Source organism: Asticcacaulis aquaticus (assembly GCF_028550415.1).
In the GTDB taxonomy this organism is placed as follows: Bacteria; Pseudomonadota; Alphaproteobacteria; order Caulobacterales; family Caulobacteraceae; genus Asticcacaulis; species Asticcacaulis aquaticus.
In genome coordinates this window covers 109936-123940 of the sequence record NZ_JAQQKX010000006.1, presented here as the reverse complement: position 1 = coordinate 123940, position 14005 = coordinate 109936, and the positions used below count along the sequence as shown (strand labels likewise).

At 61.5% G+C, this 14005-nt stretch carries 16 protein-coding genes; 11 read left to right on the top strand and 5 right to left on the bottom strand.

Features of this window, described 5'->3' with window-relative positions; all coding sequences use genetic code 11:
• The first annotated feature begins 43 nt into the window (after positions 1-43).
• From PQU92_RS09315 to PQU92_RS09305, 3 genes are read left to right on the top strand one after another with little or no spacing between them, the layout of a single operon-like run.
• Positions 44-817 carry a GGDEF domain-containing protein gene (locus PQU92_RS09315; protein ID WP_272747942.1) on the top strand — a complete coding sequence of 258 codons (774 nt, stop codon included), beginning with the start codon at positions 44-46 and terminating at the stop codon, positions 815-817.
• On the top strand, positions 814-1203 hold the full coding sequence (locus PQU92_RS09310; protein WP_272747941.1) for a VOC family protein: 390 nt from the start codon (positions 814-816) through the stop codon (positions 1201-1203). The genes PQU92_RS09315 and PQU92_RS09310 overlap by 4 nt, the downstream gene beginning before the upstream one ends.
• Positions 1204-1233: 30 nt before the next feature.
• The gene (locus PQU92_RS09305; RefSeq protein WP_272747940.1) at positions 1234-2199 is read left to right on the top strand and encodes a TraB/GumN family protein; all 966 of its coding nucleotides are present in this window, start codon (positions 1234-1236) and stop codon (positions 2197-2199) included.
• On the opposite strand, the gene PQU92_RS09300 is transcribed toward PQU92_RS09305, so the two are convergent.
• Positions 2200-3390: a deoxyguanosinetriphosphate triphosphohydrolase gene (locus PQU92_RS09300; RefSeq protein ID WP_272747939.1), complete on the bottom strand. Its 1191-nt coding sequence runs from the start codon at positions 3388-3390 to the stop codon at positions 2200-2202.
• Positions 3391-3519: 129 nt separating this feature from the next.
• Here PQU92_RS09300 and PQU92_RS09295 point away from each other — a divergent pair, with 129 nt between their 5' ends.
• The 6 genes from PQU92_RS09295 (at position 3520) to PQU92_RS09270 (ending at position 7384) form a co-directional block, all read left to right on the top strand.
• The gene (locus PQU92_RS09295; RefSeq protein WP_272747938.1) at positions 3520-3846 is read left to right on the top strand and encodes a HesB/IscA family protein; all 327 of its coding nucleotides are present in this window, start codon (positions 3520-3522) and stop codon (positions 3844-3846) included.
• A gap of 140 nt (positions 3847-3986) precedes the next feature.
• A complete protein-coding gene (gene xth, locus PQU92_RS09290) occupies positions 3987-4784 on the top strand; it encodes an exodeoxyribonuclease III (RefSeq protein WP_272747937.1) in 798 nt (265 codons plus the stop codon).
• A gap of 66 nt (positions 4785-4850) precedes the next feature.
• The gene (locus PQU92_RS09285) at positions 4851-5426 is read left to right on the top strand and encodes a hypothetical protein (protein ID WP_272747936.1); all 576 of its coding nucleotides are present in this window, start codon (positions 4851-4853) and stop codon (positions 5424-5426) included.
• A 272-nt stretch (positions 5427-5698) separates the two neighbouring features.
• Complete coding sequence (locus PQU92_RS09280; RefSeq protein ID WP_272747935.1) at positions 5699-6412, top strand: hypothetical protein; 714 nt, start codon at positions 5699-5701, stop codon at positions 6410-6412.
• A 15-nt stretch (positions 6413-6427) separates the two neighbouring features.
• Positions 6428-7114, top strand: a complete 687-nt coding sequence (locus PQU92_RS09275; RefSeq protein ID WP_272747934.1) for an NnrU family protein — start codon at positions 6428-6430, stop codon at positions 7112-7114.
• 84 nt (positions 7115-7198) lie between these two features.
• Positions 7199-7384, top strand: a complete 186-nt coding sequence (locus PQU92_RS09270; RefSeq protein WP_272747933.1) for a hypothetical protein — start codon at positions 7199-7201, stop codon at positions 7382-7384.
• Between the two features lie 191 nt (positions 7385-7575).
• Here the strand turns inward: PQU92_RS09270 and PQU92_RS09265 are convergent, their stop codons facing one another.
• On the bottom strand, positions 7576-8526 hold the full coding sequence (locus PQU92_RS09265; protein WP_303657344.1) for a Gfo/Idh/MocA family protein: 951 nt from the start codon (positions 8524-8526) through the stop codon (positions 7576-7578).
• A gap of 177 nt (positions 8527-8703) precedes the next feature.
• Between PQU92_RS09265 and PQU92_RS09260 the strand changes: the two genes are divergently transcribed.
• Positions 8704-9600: a cobalamin biosynthesis protein CbiG gene (locus PQU92_RS09260; protein ID WP_272747932.1), complete on the top strand. Its 897-nt coding sequence runs from the start codon at positions 8704-8706 to the stop codon at positions 9598-9600.
• Between the two features lie 165 nt (positions 9601-9765).
• On the opposite strand, the gene PQU92_RS09255 is transcribed toward PQU92_RS09260, so the two are convergent.
• Positions 9766-10590, bottom strand: a complete 825-nt coding sequence (locus PQU92_RS09255; protein ID WP_272747931.1) for a sialate O-acetylesterase — start codon at positions 10588-10590, stop codon at positions 9766-9768.
• Positions 10591-10665: 75 nt separating this feature from the next.
• On the opposite strand from PQU92_RS09255, the gene PQU92_RS09250 reads away from it, so the two are divergent.
• Positions 10666-10995, top strand: coding sequence for a YnfA family protein (locus tag PQU92_RS09250; protein WP_272747930.1), 330 nt, complete (start codon positions 10666-10668; stop codon positions 10993-10995).
• A gap of 94 nt (positions 10996-11089) precedes the next feature.
• Here the strand turns inward: PQU92_RS09250 and PQU92_RS09245 are convergent, their stop codons facing one another.
• The gene (locus PQU92_RS09245) at positions 11090-12445 is read right to left on the bottom strand and encodes an MATE family efflux transporter (protein WP_272747929.1); all 1356 of its coding nucleotides are present in this window, start codon (positions 12443-12445) and stop codon (positions 11090-11092) included.
• A gap of 98 nt (positions 12446-12543) precedes the next feature.
• The gene (locus tag PQU92_RS09240; RefSeq protein ID WP_272747928.1) at positions 12544-13917 is read right to left on the bottom strand and encodes a class II 3-deoxy-7-phosphoheptulonate synthase; all 1374 of its coding nucleotides are present in this window, start codon (positions 13915-13917) and stop codon (positions 12544-12546) included.
• Positions 13918-14005 lie beyond the last annotated feature (88 nt).

Genomic DNA, 14005 nt, shown 5'->3' with positions numbered 1-14005 from the left:
TTAACACTCGCATGACAGTGAAAAGGTCGCTAAACTCCGCGCCATGAGCCTCCCTCCCCCTGCGTCTCAGAACGACCCGGATACCCCGCGCGCCCCCATGCCCGGAAGCGCGGCGGGTGGCTATACCGCGTCGATGCAGAACCTGCTGCAAAGCCATTTCGGCACGGTCAGCGCACTGGCGACGCCCCGGCCCCAAACTACTTCGCAGGCCGCGCCGACCCTTGCGGAGACCGGTGAGGAATGGCCCTACGCGGCACGCGCTTTGATCGACAGCCTGATCCGCGAAAACACCCGCCTCAAGGCCGATATGAAGGCTCTGTCCGAACAGGCGCAGGCGGCAGAGCATCTGGCCGATCACGATGTCCTGACGCCGACGCTCAACCGCCGCGCCTTCCTGCGCGACATGGCCCGCGCCATGAGCGACTGCAAGCGCTACGGCGAAGCGGCCGTCCTGATCTTCCTCGACATGGACGGCTTCAAGAGCATCAACGACACCTATGGCCATGCGGCGGGCGACGCCGCCCTGATCTATGTCGCTGAACTGCTGAAAGCCAATGTTCGCGAAGGCGACAGCGTCGGCCGGATGGGTGGCGATGAATTCGCCATCCTGCTGCGCCATGCCGATCTTGCGGTCGCCCGTTCGAAGGCGCAGAAGCTTGAAGCCGAACTGCACCTCGGCACGTTCGAATATCAGGGCCTATATCTCAAGACCGGCGGTTCGTTCGGTGTGCGCGCCTATGATGGACAAACCTCCGCCGAAGCCTGGGTGTCCGAGGCCGACGCCGCCATGTTCCTCGTGAAAAAAGCGTCGCGATGAGCCATATCGCAGCGGTCACCCTCGTCGTCCCGGATTACGACGAGGCCATCTTGCACTATTGCGAAGGCTTCGGTTTTGATCTGATCGAAGACACCGATTTCGGTAACGGCAAGCGCTGGGTGCTGATCGCGCCGCCGGGTTCGCATGAAACTCGTCTGCTGCTGGGCAAGGCCTCCACGCCGGAGCAGATCGCCGCCATCGGCCATCAGACCGGCGGCCGCGTCTTCCTGATCCTGTTCACCGACGACTTTGCCCGCGACCATGCCAGCTTCAGCGCGGCGGGCGCGGTCTTCACCGAAGCCCCGCGGCAGGAACCCTATGGTACGGTAGCGGTTTTTCGTGACAGGTTCGGGAATCTGTGGGATTTGTTGCAGCCGAAAAACTAACCCCTGCATCAGTCGGGGGATGGGGGAAAAATGATCAGAATTATGACGCGGCTTGCGGTCATCCTACTGTGTCTCGTCGGCACGGCGGCACAGGCTCAAACCGCAGCGGACGGGCGCTGGTCGGACATTACCGAAGTCATCGTCAAGGCACCGCGCGTCACCGAGGTCAAGGTCAATGCCCCCTGCCCCGCCATGTGGCGGCTGCAGCGCGGCGACTCGGTGGTGTGGGTCATGCCGACCCTGACCACCGTCACCTTCGGCATGCGGTGGGACGAGCGCTGCCTGAAACGGCGGCTCAAAGGCGCCAATGCGCTGCTGGTCCAGAGCCCGATGGTTCGCGTGGCGGCCGATCTCGTAGAACTGAAAAAAGGCCGGTTGAAGGACGTGGTGTCGCCGGAAACCTATGCCCGCTACAAGGCCGCAGCGCGGCGCGCGGGTGAAGGCAATGGCGGTCGCTACGACCGCTATCGCCCCGGCTGGGCCGCGACCTTCTTCCTGCGCGATGCCTATGCCAAAGGCAATCTTGTTAATCAAAGCTATCCGCCCCGAATGCCGGACGTCGCCCGCAGCGTCGGGACGCCCGTCAAGGAAATCACCCTGTTCACCGGGGGCGACGAAGGCCGCAACACGCGCAACCTGCTGGACGCCGCCGGGGACGAAGCCTGCCTGAACGCCGTGCTCGACCGGCTGGACCATACCTATGATCAGCTGCCCGATATGATCGAGGCGTGGCGCACCGCCGACATCGCCACGGTCCTCAGGCTGTTCCCGGCGGAAAACGATAGCTGCTTTCCCGCCAGAGCCGACGGTAAACGCATTCGTCAGGAAAATCAGGACCGTTGGGCCACGGTGCTGAACGCCGCCTTGAACACGCCGGGCAAGACCGTCGTCGCCATGCCGTTGAGCTGGTTCCTGTACAAGGGCGGTGCGCTCGATCAGATGCGGCGCGACCCTAACCTTATCATCACCCTGCCCGAGGGGCTGGAGGCGGAATAGCTAAAGACTGAACAGCGCCTTGTGCTGACTGATGGCGAAGCTGTCGGTCATGCCTGCAATATAGTCGCAGACGACGCGGGCGCGCTGGGCCTCGGTGTCCTTGGTACAGACGCGGCCGAACCAACCGGGCGGCAGAACCTCGGGCTCTTCCATGAACAAGGTGAACATTTGCCCCAGGACGCGCTTGGCCTGAGAGCGTGTGCGGTTGACCATGAAATGCTTGTACATCTTCGCGTACAGGAAGGCGCGCAGCCGCGACAGGTCTTCGTTGACGGCGTGCGAGAACTGCACCATCTGGCGTTGCGCGTGGCGGACGTCCTCGGTGGTCTCTATGCCATCGGCCCTGAGCCGCGCTTCGGTTTCCTGACAGACGTCGCGGATCATAAAACCGATGACCCGGCGAATGGCCTCCAGCCTGAGCAGGCGCGTGTCGATCAGCGGCCAGTCCTTTTCGACCTCGCGGATCGCCGGGCCGATCAGGGGGATATCGCGCAGTTCGTCCAGCGTGAACAGACCGGCGCGCAGGCCATCGTCGACATCGTGATTGTTGTAGGCGATATCGTCGGCGATCGCCGCGATCTGCGCCTCCAGCGAGGCATAGGTCTCCAGCCGCAAATCCCATTCGTCGGAAAAATCGGCGACCGATTTCCAAGCGGGCTTGCCCAGCTTGTGCGCAACGGGACCATTATGCTTGATGATCCCTTCCAGCGTTTCCCAGGTCAGGTTCAGGCCTTCGAACGCCGGATAGCGGTGCTCAAGCCGCGTCACGATGCGGAAGGTCTGGACGTTGTGGTCGAAACCACCCCATGGCTCCATCATCTTGTGCAGTTCGTCCTCGCCCGCGTGACCGAAGGGCGAATGGCCGAGATCGTGCGACAGGGCGATGGTTTCGGCCAGGTCCTGATCGGCCCCCAGCGTATGGGCCAGCGAACGCGCCACCTGCGCCACCTCCAGAGAATGGGTCAGGCGCGTACGAAAATAGTCGCCTTCGTCGGCGACGAAGACCTGCGTCTTGCCCTTCAGGCGGCGAAAGGCCGTGCAGTGGATGACCCGGTCACGGTCGCGCGCAAACGGCGTGCGCGTCGAGCTTTCGGCCTCGTGATACAGTCGCCCCCTTGAGGCAGCGGCGTTTTCGGCAAAGGCGGCAAGGGACAGGGTCATGGGGGGCTTTGCAACAGAATCGGCAGACATCGGAAACTCAGGGTAGGATACGACTTTGCGCCTTCCTTGTCCTTATCGGATCGTCTGGCAACCGGATTTGCGCGAAAATATGAGATTTGCCCCCTAAAACTCCGGGGCGTTTGCCTCTATATTGACGGCATGACCCAGATTACCCTGTCCGGCGCGGCGGCGCGCCACATCAACCACCTGTCCAGCGAAGCCGGGCATCCGATCATGCTGCGCGTGGCGGTCGATGCAGGGGGCTGTTCGGGGTTCCAGTACAATCTCGACCTTGTCGACGCCGCCGAAGACGGCGATGCGGTCATCGAATATCAAGGCGCGAAGGCGCTGGTCGATGAGATTTCCGCGCCGCTGCTGTCGGGCTCGATCATCGACTATGTCGAAGAACTGGTCGGTGCGCAGTTCAAGATCCTGAACCCAAATGCCAAATCGTCCTGCGGCTGCGGCGTGAGCTTTTCGATCTAAACTATACCCCCTCTCCCTGAGGGAGAGGGCTGGGGTGAGGGGGAAATGTAGGCTATAGACTCGATTCCAACATTTCCCCCTCATCCGGCACTTCGTGCCACCTTCTCCCTCAGGGAGAAGGGAATATGTGGATCGGCGCCATGAGATTCTTCACCTACAACGTCAATTCGGTCAATGCGCGCCTGCCGCTGATCCTCGAATGGGTCGCCGACGCGCAACCCGATGTCTGCGCCTTCCAGGAACTGAAGTGCATCGACGAAAAATTTCCCTATGAGGCCTTCGAGTCGCTCGGCTACAACGTCGCCGTCCACGGGCAGAAGACCTATAACGGCGTCGCCCTGATCTCGAAATCCCCGCTGATGGACGTCGAAAAGGGCCTGCCCGGCGAGGATGAGGACGAACAGGCGCGTTATATCGAAGCCGTGGTCGATGGCCCCGTGCCGGTGCGCGTCACGTCGATCTATCTGCCCAACGGCAATCCGATCGGCACCGACAAATACGCCTATAAGCACCGCTGGTATCAACGATTGATCGCGCGCGCCAGAGAGATTCTGGCCTATGAAGAGATAAGCATTTTATCCGGCGATTTCAATACGATCCCCTTCAAGGCTGATCTTTACCGCGAACCGGCATGGCTGGACGATGCCCTGTATCAGCCCGAAACCCGCGCCGCGTTCCAGACCCTGAAAAATCTGGGCTATACCGATGCCTTCGACGTCCTGCCGCCCGCCGATAACCGCTACACCTTCTGGGATTATCAGGCCGGGGCGTGGCAAAAGAACGAAGGCATCCGCATCGATCACCACCTGCTGTCGCCGCAGGCCGCCGATCGCCTCAAAGGTTTCGAAATCCACAAGGATGCGCGTGGCCGGACGCATGAAACGGCCAAACCGTCGGACCACGTGCCCGTCGGCGTCGAACTGCTCACCGAAAATTAACCCGCGCGACCTAAGACTTGATCCGTAAGCTTTTATTAAGCCTGTAGTTCTTAGCTCGGCGGTATGATGGAACAGGCCCTGCGCGTCATCTTGTGGTTCGGGTTCGCCGCTCTGGCGCTGACCCTGATCGCGTCCGGCGCGCTGTGGTGGTTCGAAAACACCCGCCGTCTGGCCCGCGGCGTCACGACGGCGTTGGGCCACGCACCCGACGCCCTCGTCTTCGACACGCGCAACACCAAGGCCGCCGGGCTCGATTTCAGCCACGGTGATCTGGCCATTCTATGGGATGTAGGCCGTCACGGGCTGGTCTTCACCTTCGACGAGATCGAGGGGGCCGAGCTGATCGTCGATGAGCGTGTCGTCGCCCGCACGCAAAAAGGCGAACCGCGCCGGGTGCTGGAAGAGACCTACCCCAACGCCTCGCGCGTTGTGCTGCGGCTGATCTTCGCCGACGTCCAGACGCCGGAATTCGAACTGACGCTGTTTGGCGATGTGACGACCAGCAGCGTCCACCCCAAGACCGCGAGCGAGGCGGTGCAACTGGGCCGCAAGTGGCTGTCCCACGTCGATGCCGTGATCAAACGTGTCCCGCAAAAGCCCGTTCCGGCACAACGCACCGATCTACCCTCTCCTGAAATCTAACATCCTTCCCCGTTTACGGGGCCAAAAAGACTTACATCCTTCCCCGTTTACGGGGAAGGTGGCACTGAGCAAAGCGAAGTGACGGAAGGGGGAGACCGTAGAGTCCTTAAACGCTTTCCCGTCGAGTTGAAACACCGCTTCCCCCTTCCGTCTTTTTGCTTTCAGCAAAAATCCACCTTCCCCGTAAACGGGGAAGGATTAAAACTTAACGCCCGCGCCGTTTCGTGGTTAATATACGGCAGAGTCTTATTTTGGGGAATTGAGACGCCGTCGTGAACCAGTATCTGCCGACCATCATCATCCTGACGGCCGCTGCGTTGGCCGTGCTGCTGGTGCTTTACCGGATATGGGATTCCCGCGTCGAAGCGCCGAAAAAGCTGGAAGATGAAGTCGCCGAAGCGCTCAACGGCGCGCGGCCCGACGTGGTATCGATCGAACCCGCGCGCAAGGCCGCCGCCGCCCTCTCCTACCTCGCCAATACCTGCGTCATCGTGCGCGAATTCGGCAAGGCGCCGACCCGCGTCTATGGCATGGTCGAGATCATCGGGATCGAGGTCTTCGTCAACAACAAGGTCGCCGCCCGCATCATCCGCAGCGGTGCCCATAAGATGTTCGACGACATCGCGCCTCAGGTCGACCGCGTCACCATCCGCCTGATGTTCAACGACCCGTCGCGACCGGATTTCGAACTGGTCCTGTGGGACCCCAACGACGCCCTGACCGCCCGCGCCGAAGGCCCGCGCGCCGCCATGGAAACCGCCCGGCGCTGGTTCTACCACGTCGAAGCGATCATCCGTAAACCTTTGGCCGACATCGAAAAAGAACTCAATCCGCCCCCTCCTCCGGCTCCCGTCCCTGAACCACCCGCACCGGTCGTTCACACCCACACGCCGGACGAAGACGCCCCGCCGCCTCCGCCAAAGTCCAAATCCGACGGCGCCCGGGATGGTGACGTCCTCAACGCCCCGCTTATCCAGTATCTGTAAAAGGCCAAGATTTTCATGTGGACCCTGGCCCTGGCCTGCGCCTTCTTCCTTTCCATCCATGTCCTGATTTCCGGCAGCCGCCTTAAAGAGCAGCTGGTCGACGCTATCGGCGCCGGCATCTACAAGCTGCTGTTCGCCCTCCTGTCGCTGGGCGGGTTTTTCTGGATGGTCACGGCCTTTTTCGGCGCGCGCAGCGATCCGTTCAATCATCATTTCTGGGAAGCGCCGTTTATTCTCAAAACCATCGCCTTCGTGTTCAACTTCGTCGGCCTGATGCTGCTGATCGTCGGCGCCCTGAGCCCCAGCCCGACCAATCTCAAAGGCGCGAGGCACTGGCCCGACGAACCGGTCAGCGGCATTATCCGCATCAGCCGTCACCCGGTGCTGGCGGGTATCGCGCTCCTGTCGGCGACGCACCTCGTCTGTAACGGCAATCTGGCGGCCTGGGTGTTTTTCGGCACCTTGCTGGCGCTGAGCCTTCTGGGTGCCAATAGCATCGACCGCAAACGCGAGGCGGCCTTCGGCGATGCCTATGCGTCGGTCATGCGCCGCACCTCGATCGTGCCGTTTCTGGCGATTTTTCAGGGCCGTGTGGCGTTCGAACCCGCGGAACTGGGTGTTTTACGCGTCATGGTGGCGACCTCGGCCTTTACGGTGCTGGTGGTGTTGCACGAACTCCTCTTCCTCAGGCCCGCTCTGTGATGGGTGCGCACAATTCCATTGCCATCATCACAAATATTTGAATAACTGCGGGTATAGGGTTAAGCGGGGACACGCGAAGGGCTTATGAAACCTACGGCAACGACAATCTTGCTGTTTCTGATCTCGGTGACCCTGGTCTTCGCGAGCCTGATCGGCTATTTCCGTCCGTTCGAAGGCGAAGGCGTCGATATCATGGCGCACTACAAATACGCCTTTATGGGCGCGGGCTATGCGGTGCTGGCCTTTACGGTGCTATTCAAGAGCCGTTAGCGCTTGCGGCTGCGGCTTGAGATTTAGCCACGAAAAACACGAAAAGCACCAAAAAGAAGGCTGATACAGCTTCGCCCAAAAGGCCTGTTACACAGCGTTGCGACTCCAACTTCAGGGCGCTAAGCGCGGCAATCGACACAGCTTTTTCGTGCTTTTCGTGCTTTTAGTGTTTTTCGTGGTCAAAAATTTTCTTAGAAACCTTCGGCAATCGCCTCATCTATCGCCAAGGCCAGCGTTAATGCCTTCAACGCCTCTTCGCCCGTCGCTAGCGGCCGGTCGCGCAGACCGGCGACCTTGTCGAGGAAACGGAACACGCTGGTCCCCAGTGGATCACGGGCGATATCGGCTTCAGCGAAATCCGGATTGAGCGCGAACGGCGTATTGTTCTCGAACTTGCGGTTCAGCAAATCGATGAACAACTCGCCCGACGGGTAGACGATCCGCATGGTACGTTCGCGGGCCTCGGCCATGCGCGACGCGGCAAAGGTCGCTATGAACCCGTCATCGAACTTGACCTCGGCCGCGGCTTCGTCGGCGCCGACCGCCTGATAGCCTTCGTCGGTGCGGAATTTCGCCTGAACCTCGATACCGCCCGCCTCGCCTTCGGCCAGAGTCAGCCCCAGATCGAGATCGTGAATCATCAGGTCGAGCACGACCGAGACATCGAGATTGCGCGTTGAGACCGTGCCGTTACGCACGGCTTCGAGCCGCAACGGGCGCTCCGGCACATCATAGAGGCCCATGGCCTCAAACACGGCGCGTTCCTGATGCCCGCAGACCAGAACCACGCCCTTGTCCGCCGCCAGCGCCACCATGGCCTCGCCATCGGGCTGGGTGATAGCCAGCGGCTTTTCAACATAGGTATGGACGCCCGCCGCCAGTGCTTTCAGCGCGACCTGGGCATGAGCGAAGGCGGGCACGGCAATAGTGATGACGTCGAGCTGCGCGAGATAATCCGGCAATTGCTCACCGTAAAAGGCTGTGACCCCGAACTTTTCGGCAGCCGCTTCGGCGCGCGCCTGATCGAGGTCGTAAATGCCGACGAAGCTGACCTTACCCGCGACTTCGGCTTCCTTGTACTTGTTGGCGTGATACCCCCCGAACACCCCGGCGCCGGCGACGCCCGCTTTCAAAACGGTCATAATTTTACCTTTTATCCAAGCGCCCGAAGTGCGGGCGGCTATTTGTACACAGGATTTCCCGCCGGATGGAAATACAAAATGGCACATAAAACCGACAATGCACAGTTTAGGGTTTGGTGCGGCGCGTCCCTTGGGCTAAAACCCCCGCCAGTTGTTTTAATTCGATAGGAGCCTGCCGTGGCGCGTCTGTTCGGAGCCTATGTGATCGTTGACTGGAGCGCCGCCGAAGGTAAGAAAACCGGCGAGTCCTCAGTGTGGATCGGCGTCATGAAGCGCGATGTGCGCTTTCGCCTGTCTTACGAGTCGCATAATCCCGCCACGCGCGCCGAAGCCGTCGCCCTGCTGAAGACGATCGTCGGCGACCTCCACAAGCGCGGCGACCGCATTTTCCTGGGCTTCGATTTCAATTTCGGCTTCCCGCGCGGTACAGCGGCGAAGCTGGGCCTGACCAACTGGCAGTCGATGTGGGATTTCGTGGTGAAAAACGTCGTCGATAAGGCCGACAACACCAATAACCGCTTTGCCGTCGCCGCCAAGATCAACCGCCTGACGACCGACGAGGCGTTTCCGTTCTGGGGCTGCCCCAAGAACGCCGCGCAGAAGTGGCTGTCGACGCTGAAACCGGCCAGCTATGGCGACTTTCCCGAGTTCCGTCTGACCGAAGACGCCGCACGCAAGCTGGGCAAACACACTCAGGCCAAGACGGTGTGGCAAATGCATGGCGCGGGCGTGGTCGGCGGTCAGACCCTGCTCGGTATCCCGGCGGTGCGCGCCCTGCGAGAGGCGTTGCCGAAGTCCAAAATCTGGCCGTTCGAGACCGGGTTCGCCCCCCTGACCGAGGCCGATCTTGAGGGCACGGATACGGTCATCGCCGAGATCTACCCATCGCTCTATCCGGGCGCGTCCGAACATCTTGAGGTCAAGGACGCCGCCCATGTGCGCCTGACGGCCACGGCTCTGGCCGATTTCGACGACAAGGGCACGCTGGGGTCGCTGTTCGGCGCACCGAAGGGGTTGAGTGAGGACGAGGTCGATATTGCGCTGACCGAAGAAGGCTGGATATTGGGCGTCTAACCCATTTATACCTCCCCGCTGGCGGGGAGGGTGTCGGCGCGGAGCGCTGACGGGTGGGGTGGCACAAACCCGTCAATGGCCTCCCCGCAGTTAAGAAAGAACACCCCACCACCATTTGCTCCGCAAATGGTCCCCCTCCCCGCACTGAAGTGCAGGGAGGCATAGTTACCGGCACTTCGTTTGCTGCACGCGCTGCATTTCCCGAGCCAGTTTTGGGCCAAGGACAAGCTGAGCGCCGGTCGTCAGATGCAGATCGTCACTATTTTTGGGCAAATCTGCCGCCGTAACATAGCCGACACGATTGAGTTTCAACGCTTTTTGCTGCGCCTGCACCTCGGGCCACGCGGTATAACCGCTGGATTTCGTGGGGTCCGGCTGATCAGCCAATCCCACGATAACCCACGGCAGACAGGCATCCTCAAGATCGGCACGAACCTGCGTGATCAGGTTCGTCAGACGTTCGCCATAGGTGTTGGCGGCCTCGACGCTGCGGCCATCGGTTTCGCCCTGATACCATAGGACACCGACAATCGTGCCCTTTCCAGCGGCCTCTTTGGCGCGCGCCAGACAGGAGCCATAAAGCTTATCACGCGCCGGGTTCGGCTTCCATTGCGCCAGGGACGAGCCACCCTTGGCGCAGGTCACCAGACCGACCGGGCGGCGGGTGTTCAGCGCTTTGGCAAACGACAACCCCGGCCCGACACCGGCCTTGTCCTCGCCCTTGCTGCTCAGTTCGTTGGACACGGCGTCGATCTGACCCGTCGAGGAATCGAGCGGGTCGGCGGCGGGTTTCCACACACCGTCATTGCCGTAGAGCCAGATATTGACGAACGGGCCACGGGCTGCGTCCGGTAAAGCGCTCAGATCACCACGCCCTGACATGTTGGATTGCCCCATCAGGAGGTAGATATCCATGTTCTTGGGCGGTTCGGCCTGAGCCGGAGCTACGATGAGCGCCATCAGCGCAGTCAAAAAAGCGAAGCGTTTCATCCTGACAACATGGACAACCGTTTGCCTTTGTTCAAGCTGCTTGCCCTGCGACTTTAGTCTTGCCACAGTCTGCCGATGAAAACGTTCCTGATCTACACCTTCGCCGCCCTGTGCGAAATCGGCGGCTGTTTCTCGCTCTATGCGGTGCTGAGGCTGCACAAGACGCCGCTGTGGCTGATCCCCGGCATGGTGTGTCTGGTAGCCTTTGCGTGGCTGCTGACGCTCACCGACTCAGACACGGCGGGGCGGACCTATGCCTCATATGGCGCGATCTATATCGCGGCCTCGATCGGCTGGCTGTGGGCCGTGGAAAAACGCGCACCGGATATCTGGGACGGCGCGGGCCTCCTGCTGTGCCTGATCGGTGCGGCGGTTATATTGTGGGGCCCGCGAGCCGCCGGATAATGGTACCGGGAGCGCGGGAGAAACGCATCTCTTCTTCGCAGAAGCCCGGCTTATCGCCTCGCCACGTCTGACCTCCCGGCATGGCTAAGACTACTCAAAGTGTATCACGCAGGGCTTTCTTGTCCAGCCACAGGAAGCGCCCCAGCAGAAGCGACGCCGACAACCAGCTGGCAATCGCCGCGGCATAGAGCAAACCCGGCACGCCGAGTTTCAGATGCAAGGCCAGCCAGTAACCGGCGGGCAGCATGATAAACCCATAGGCGATATAGTGCAGGACCGGCGCGACCACGACGTCCTGACGGGCGCGCAGGGCCTGAGCCGCCACGACCTGAATGCCATCCGGCACGAAGAACAGGCACGCCAGCAGCAACGCCGCCTGCACGCCGGGGCGCAGGGCATCGTCAGACGTATAGCCTGCCGAAATCCACTGCGACCCCAACAGAACCACCGCGCAAACGCAAAACATAAAAGCCGCCGCAGACGCGAAGCTAACGCGACCCATGCGCGCGATCCCTTGCGGATCCTGCGCACCGAAGGCCCGACCGACCAGCACCGAACAGCCGATGGCCAAGCCCATCGGGACCATGAACACGACCGAGGCGAAGTTGAGCACGATGGCCCACACGGCCACCGCCGCTTCGGAAATGCGCCCGGCATAGAAGGTCATACCGGCAAAGGCGGCGACTTCGATAAAATAGGAGGCTCCGGCGGCATAGCCGATCTGACGTTGCTCGCGCGCGCCTTGCGGATCGGGGGCATGACGCGACAGGAGCTTGTATTCCGCCACGCCCGGCAGGGTCAGCAGATAGACCAGCAGGGCCACCATGACCAGTCCGCGCGCCACCATGGTCGAGAGCGCCGCCCCCATCGCGCCATCGCTATCGAGGCCGGGGATGGTGATGATCCCCGGCACCAGCAGGAACAGCAGGGCGGCATTGACGACATTGCCCGCCCAGGTGAATACCATGCCGGGGCGCGTCCGTCCCAGGCCTTCTAGGAATTCCGACACCGCAACCGAAACCATATAGAACGGCATGGACAAGGCGAAGACGAGCAACGGCGCGGACGCACCGGCTGCCAGTTCGGGTTTCACCGCCGCGTGCAGGATCGTCGGCCCGGCCAGCCACAGCAGAACCATCGAGCCGAAGCCGAGTATCAGAGCATAGAGCATCCCCCGCCGGAAGGCCGCGCCGATGCGGTGCGGTTCCCCTGCCCCCATGAAATGCGCGGTCTTGACCTGAATGCCGACCAACAGACCGATGGAGGTGACCAGAAAGATCGAGGTCGGGGCCCAGGCGAGCGAATGATAGCCCAGCTCCGCCGCGCTGTAGTGGCCGACGACCAGCGTATCCATCAGCCCCATCAGCATGAAACCTAGACGCGATCCGACCACCGGCCACGACAGGTGGAACAGTTCTTTGAAGGCGGAGGTGTACGCGGCTTTGGTCATGCCGCGACCTGTAGCCGAGTTCGGTTACATCTTCAACGACGTGATCACAAACAAAAAGGGCCGCCGAAGCGACCCTTTCCATTCAGTTCAAATCTGGATTACGCCGCCTTGACCGCGGCATCCTTCATCGCGTGCAGCCGTTCGGCCACGAGGAAGGACAGTTCCAGCGCCTGATCCGCGTTCATGCGCGGGTCGCAGTGCGTATGGTAGCGGTGGCTCAGTTCGTCCTCGCTGAGGGCATGGGCGCCGCCGATGCACTCGGTGACGTTCTGGCCGGTCATTTCCAGATGCAGACCGCCCGGATGGACGCCTTCGGCCCCGGCCACGTCGATGAACGAACGCACTTCCGACAGGATACGGTCGAACGGACGCGTCTTGTAGCCGTTGGCGGCCTTGATGACATTGCCGTGCATCGGGTCGATCGACCACACCACCGGCACGCCGTGTTCACGCGTCGCCTTCATCAGCTTGGGCAGGCGCTCGCCCACCTTGTCCGAACCGAAACGACCGATCAGGGTCAGGCGGCCAGCGATGCCTTCGGGGTTGAGGGCGTCGATCAGGCGCTTCAGGTCGTCGGGCTCCAGCGTCGGGCCACACTTGACACCGATCGGGTTCTTGATGCCCTGCATGAAGTGGACGTGCGCACCGTCGAGTTGACGCGTGCGCTCGCCGATCCACAGCATGTGCGCCGAGGTGTCGTACCAGTCGCCCGACGTCGAATCGACGCGGGTCAGGGCCTGTTCGTAGTTAAGCAGCAGGGCCTCGTGCGAGGTGAAGAAGTCCACCTGACGGATTTCCTGCGCCTTGTCCGACGTGATGCCGATGGCCGACATGAAGCTCAGGGTCTCGCTGATCTTTTCGGCCAGCACCTTGTAACGCTCACCCTGCGGCGAACCCGACACAAAACCGAGCGTCCACTTGTGGATGTTGTAGAGGTCCGCATAGCCGCCGTTGGCGAAGGCGCGCAGCAGGTTCAGCGTCGCCGACGACTGGTTATAGGCCTTCACGAGGCGCGACGGATCGGGCAAGCGCGCTTCGGGCGTGAATTCCATGCCGTTAATATTGTCGCCGCGATAGCTGGGCAGGGTCACGCCGTCGATGGTTTCAACGGGCGACGAGCGCGGCTTACCGAACTGACCGGCGATGCGACCGACCTTGACCACCGGCTTGCCACCGGCAAAGGTCAGGACGACGGCCATCTGAAGGATCAGGCGGAAGGTGTCGCGGATATTGTCGGCGGAAAATTCCTTGAAGCTTTCAGCGCAGTCGCCGCCTTGCAGCAGGAAGGCTTCGCCATTGGCGACCTTACCCAGAGCGGACGTCAGGCGGCGGGCTTCACCGGCGAACACCAGCGGCGGCAGGGTGGCGATTTCGGCCTCCGCGGCACGTAACGCCGCCGCATCGGGGTAATCGTCAGGGATGTGGAGCGCGGGGCGCGCGCGCCAGCTATGGGGGGACCAGGACTTGTTCATGCGGCCTATTTAAGCTGCCGTCTCGGCAAACTCAATATCCACATGGACGTAAAAACGATCAGCCTCAGAAAAAATGACTTAAAAGTCA

What these genes read in the sequence shown, in the direction of transcription:
- PQU92_RS09265 (WP_303657344.1), bottom strand. Translation starts at nt 8,526, where the DNA reads ATGACCGTTTTGAAAGCGGGCGTCGCCGGCGCCGGGGTGTTCGGGGGG.
- PQU92_RS09300 (WP_272747939.1), bottom strand. Translation starts at nt 3,390, where the DNA reads ATGTCTGCCGATTCTGTTGCAAAGCCCCCCATGACCCTGTCCCTTGCC.
- PQU92_RS09275 (WP_272747934.1), top strand. Translation starts at nt 6,428, where the DNA reads ATGTGGACCCTGGCCCTGGCCTGCGCCTTCTTCCTTTCCATCCATGTC.
- PQU92_RS09270 (WP_272747933.1), top strand. Translation starts at nt 7,199, where the DNA reads ATGAAACCTACGGCAACGACAATCTTGCTGTTTCTGATCTCGGTGACC.
- PQU92_RS09255 (WP_272747931.1), bottom strand. Translation starts at nt 10,590, where the DNA reads ATGAAACGCTTCGCTTTTTTGACTGCGCTGATGGCGCTCATCGTAGCT.
- PQU92_RS09310 (WP_272747941.1), top strand. Translation starts at nt 814, where the DNA reads ATGAGCCATATCGCAGCGGTCACCCTCGTCGTCCCGGATTACGACGAG.
- PQU92_RS09295 (WP_272747938.1), top strand. Translation starts at nt 3,520, where the DNA reads ATGACCCAGATTACCCTGTCCGGCGCGGCGGCGCGCCACATCAACCAC.
- xth (WP_272747937.1), top strand. Translation starts at nt 3,987, where the DNA reads ATGAGATTCTTCACCTACAACGTCAATTCGGTCAATGCGCGCCTGCCG.
- PQU92_RS09240 (WP_272747928.1), bottom strand. Translation starts at nt 13,917, where the DNA reads ATGAACAAGTCCTGGTCCCCCCATAGCTGGCGCGCGCGCCCCGCGCTC.
- PQU92_RS09250 (WP_272747930.1), top strand. Translation starts at nt 10,666, where the DNA reads ATGAAAACGTTCCTGATCTACACCTTCGCCGCCCTGTGCGAAATCGGC.
- PQU92_RS09245 (WP_272747929.1), bottom strand. Translation starts at nt 12,445, where the DNA reads ATGACCAAAGCCGCGTACACCTCCGCCTTCAAAGAACTGTTCCACCTG.
- PQU92_RS09285 (WP_272747936.1), top strand. Translation starts at nt 4,851, where the DNA reads ATGGAACAGGCCCTGCGCGTCATCTTGTGGTTCGGGTTCGCCGCTCTG.
- PQU92_RS09315 (WP_272747942.1), top strand. Translation starts at nt 44, where the DNA reads ATGAGCCTCCCTCCCCCTGCGTCTCAGAACGACCCGGATACCCCGCGC.
- PQU92_RS09305 (WP_272747940.1), top strand. Translation starts at nt 1,234, where the DNA reads ATGATCAGAATTATGACGCGGCTTGCGGTCATCCTACTGTGTCTCGTC.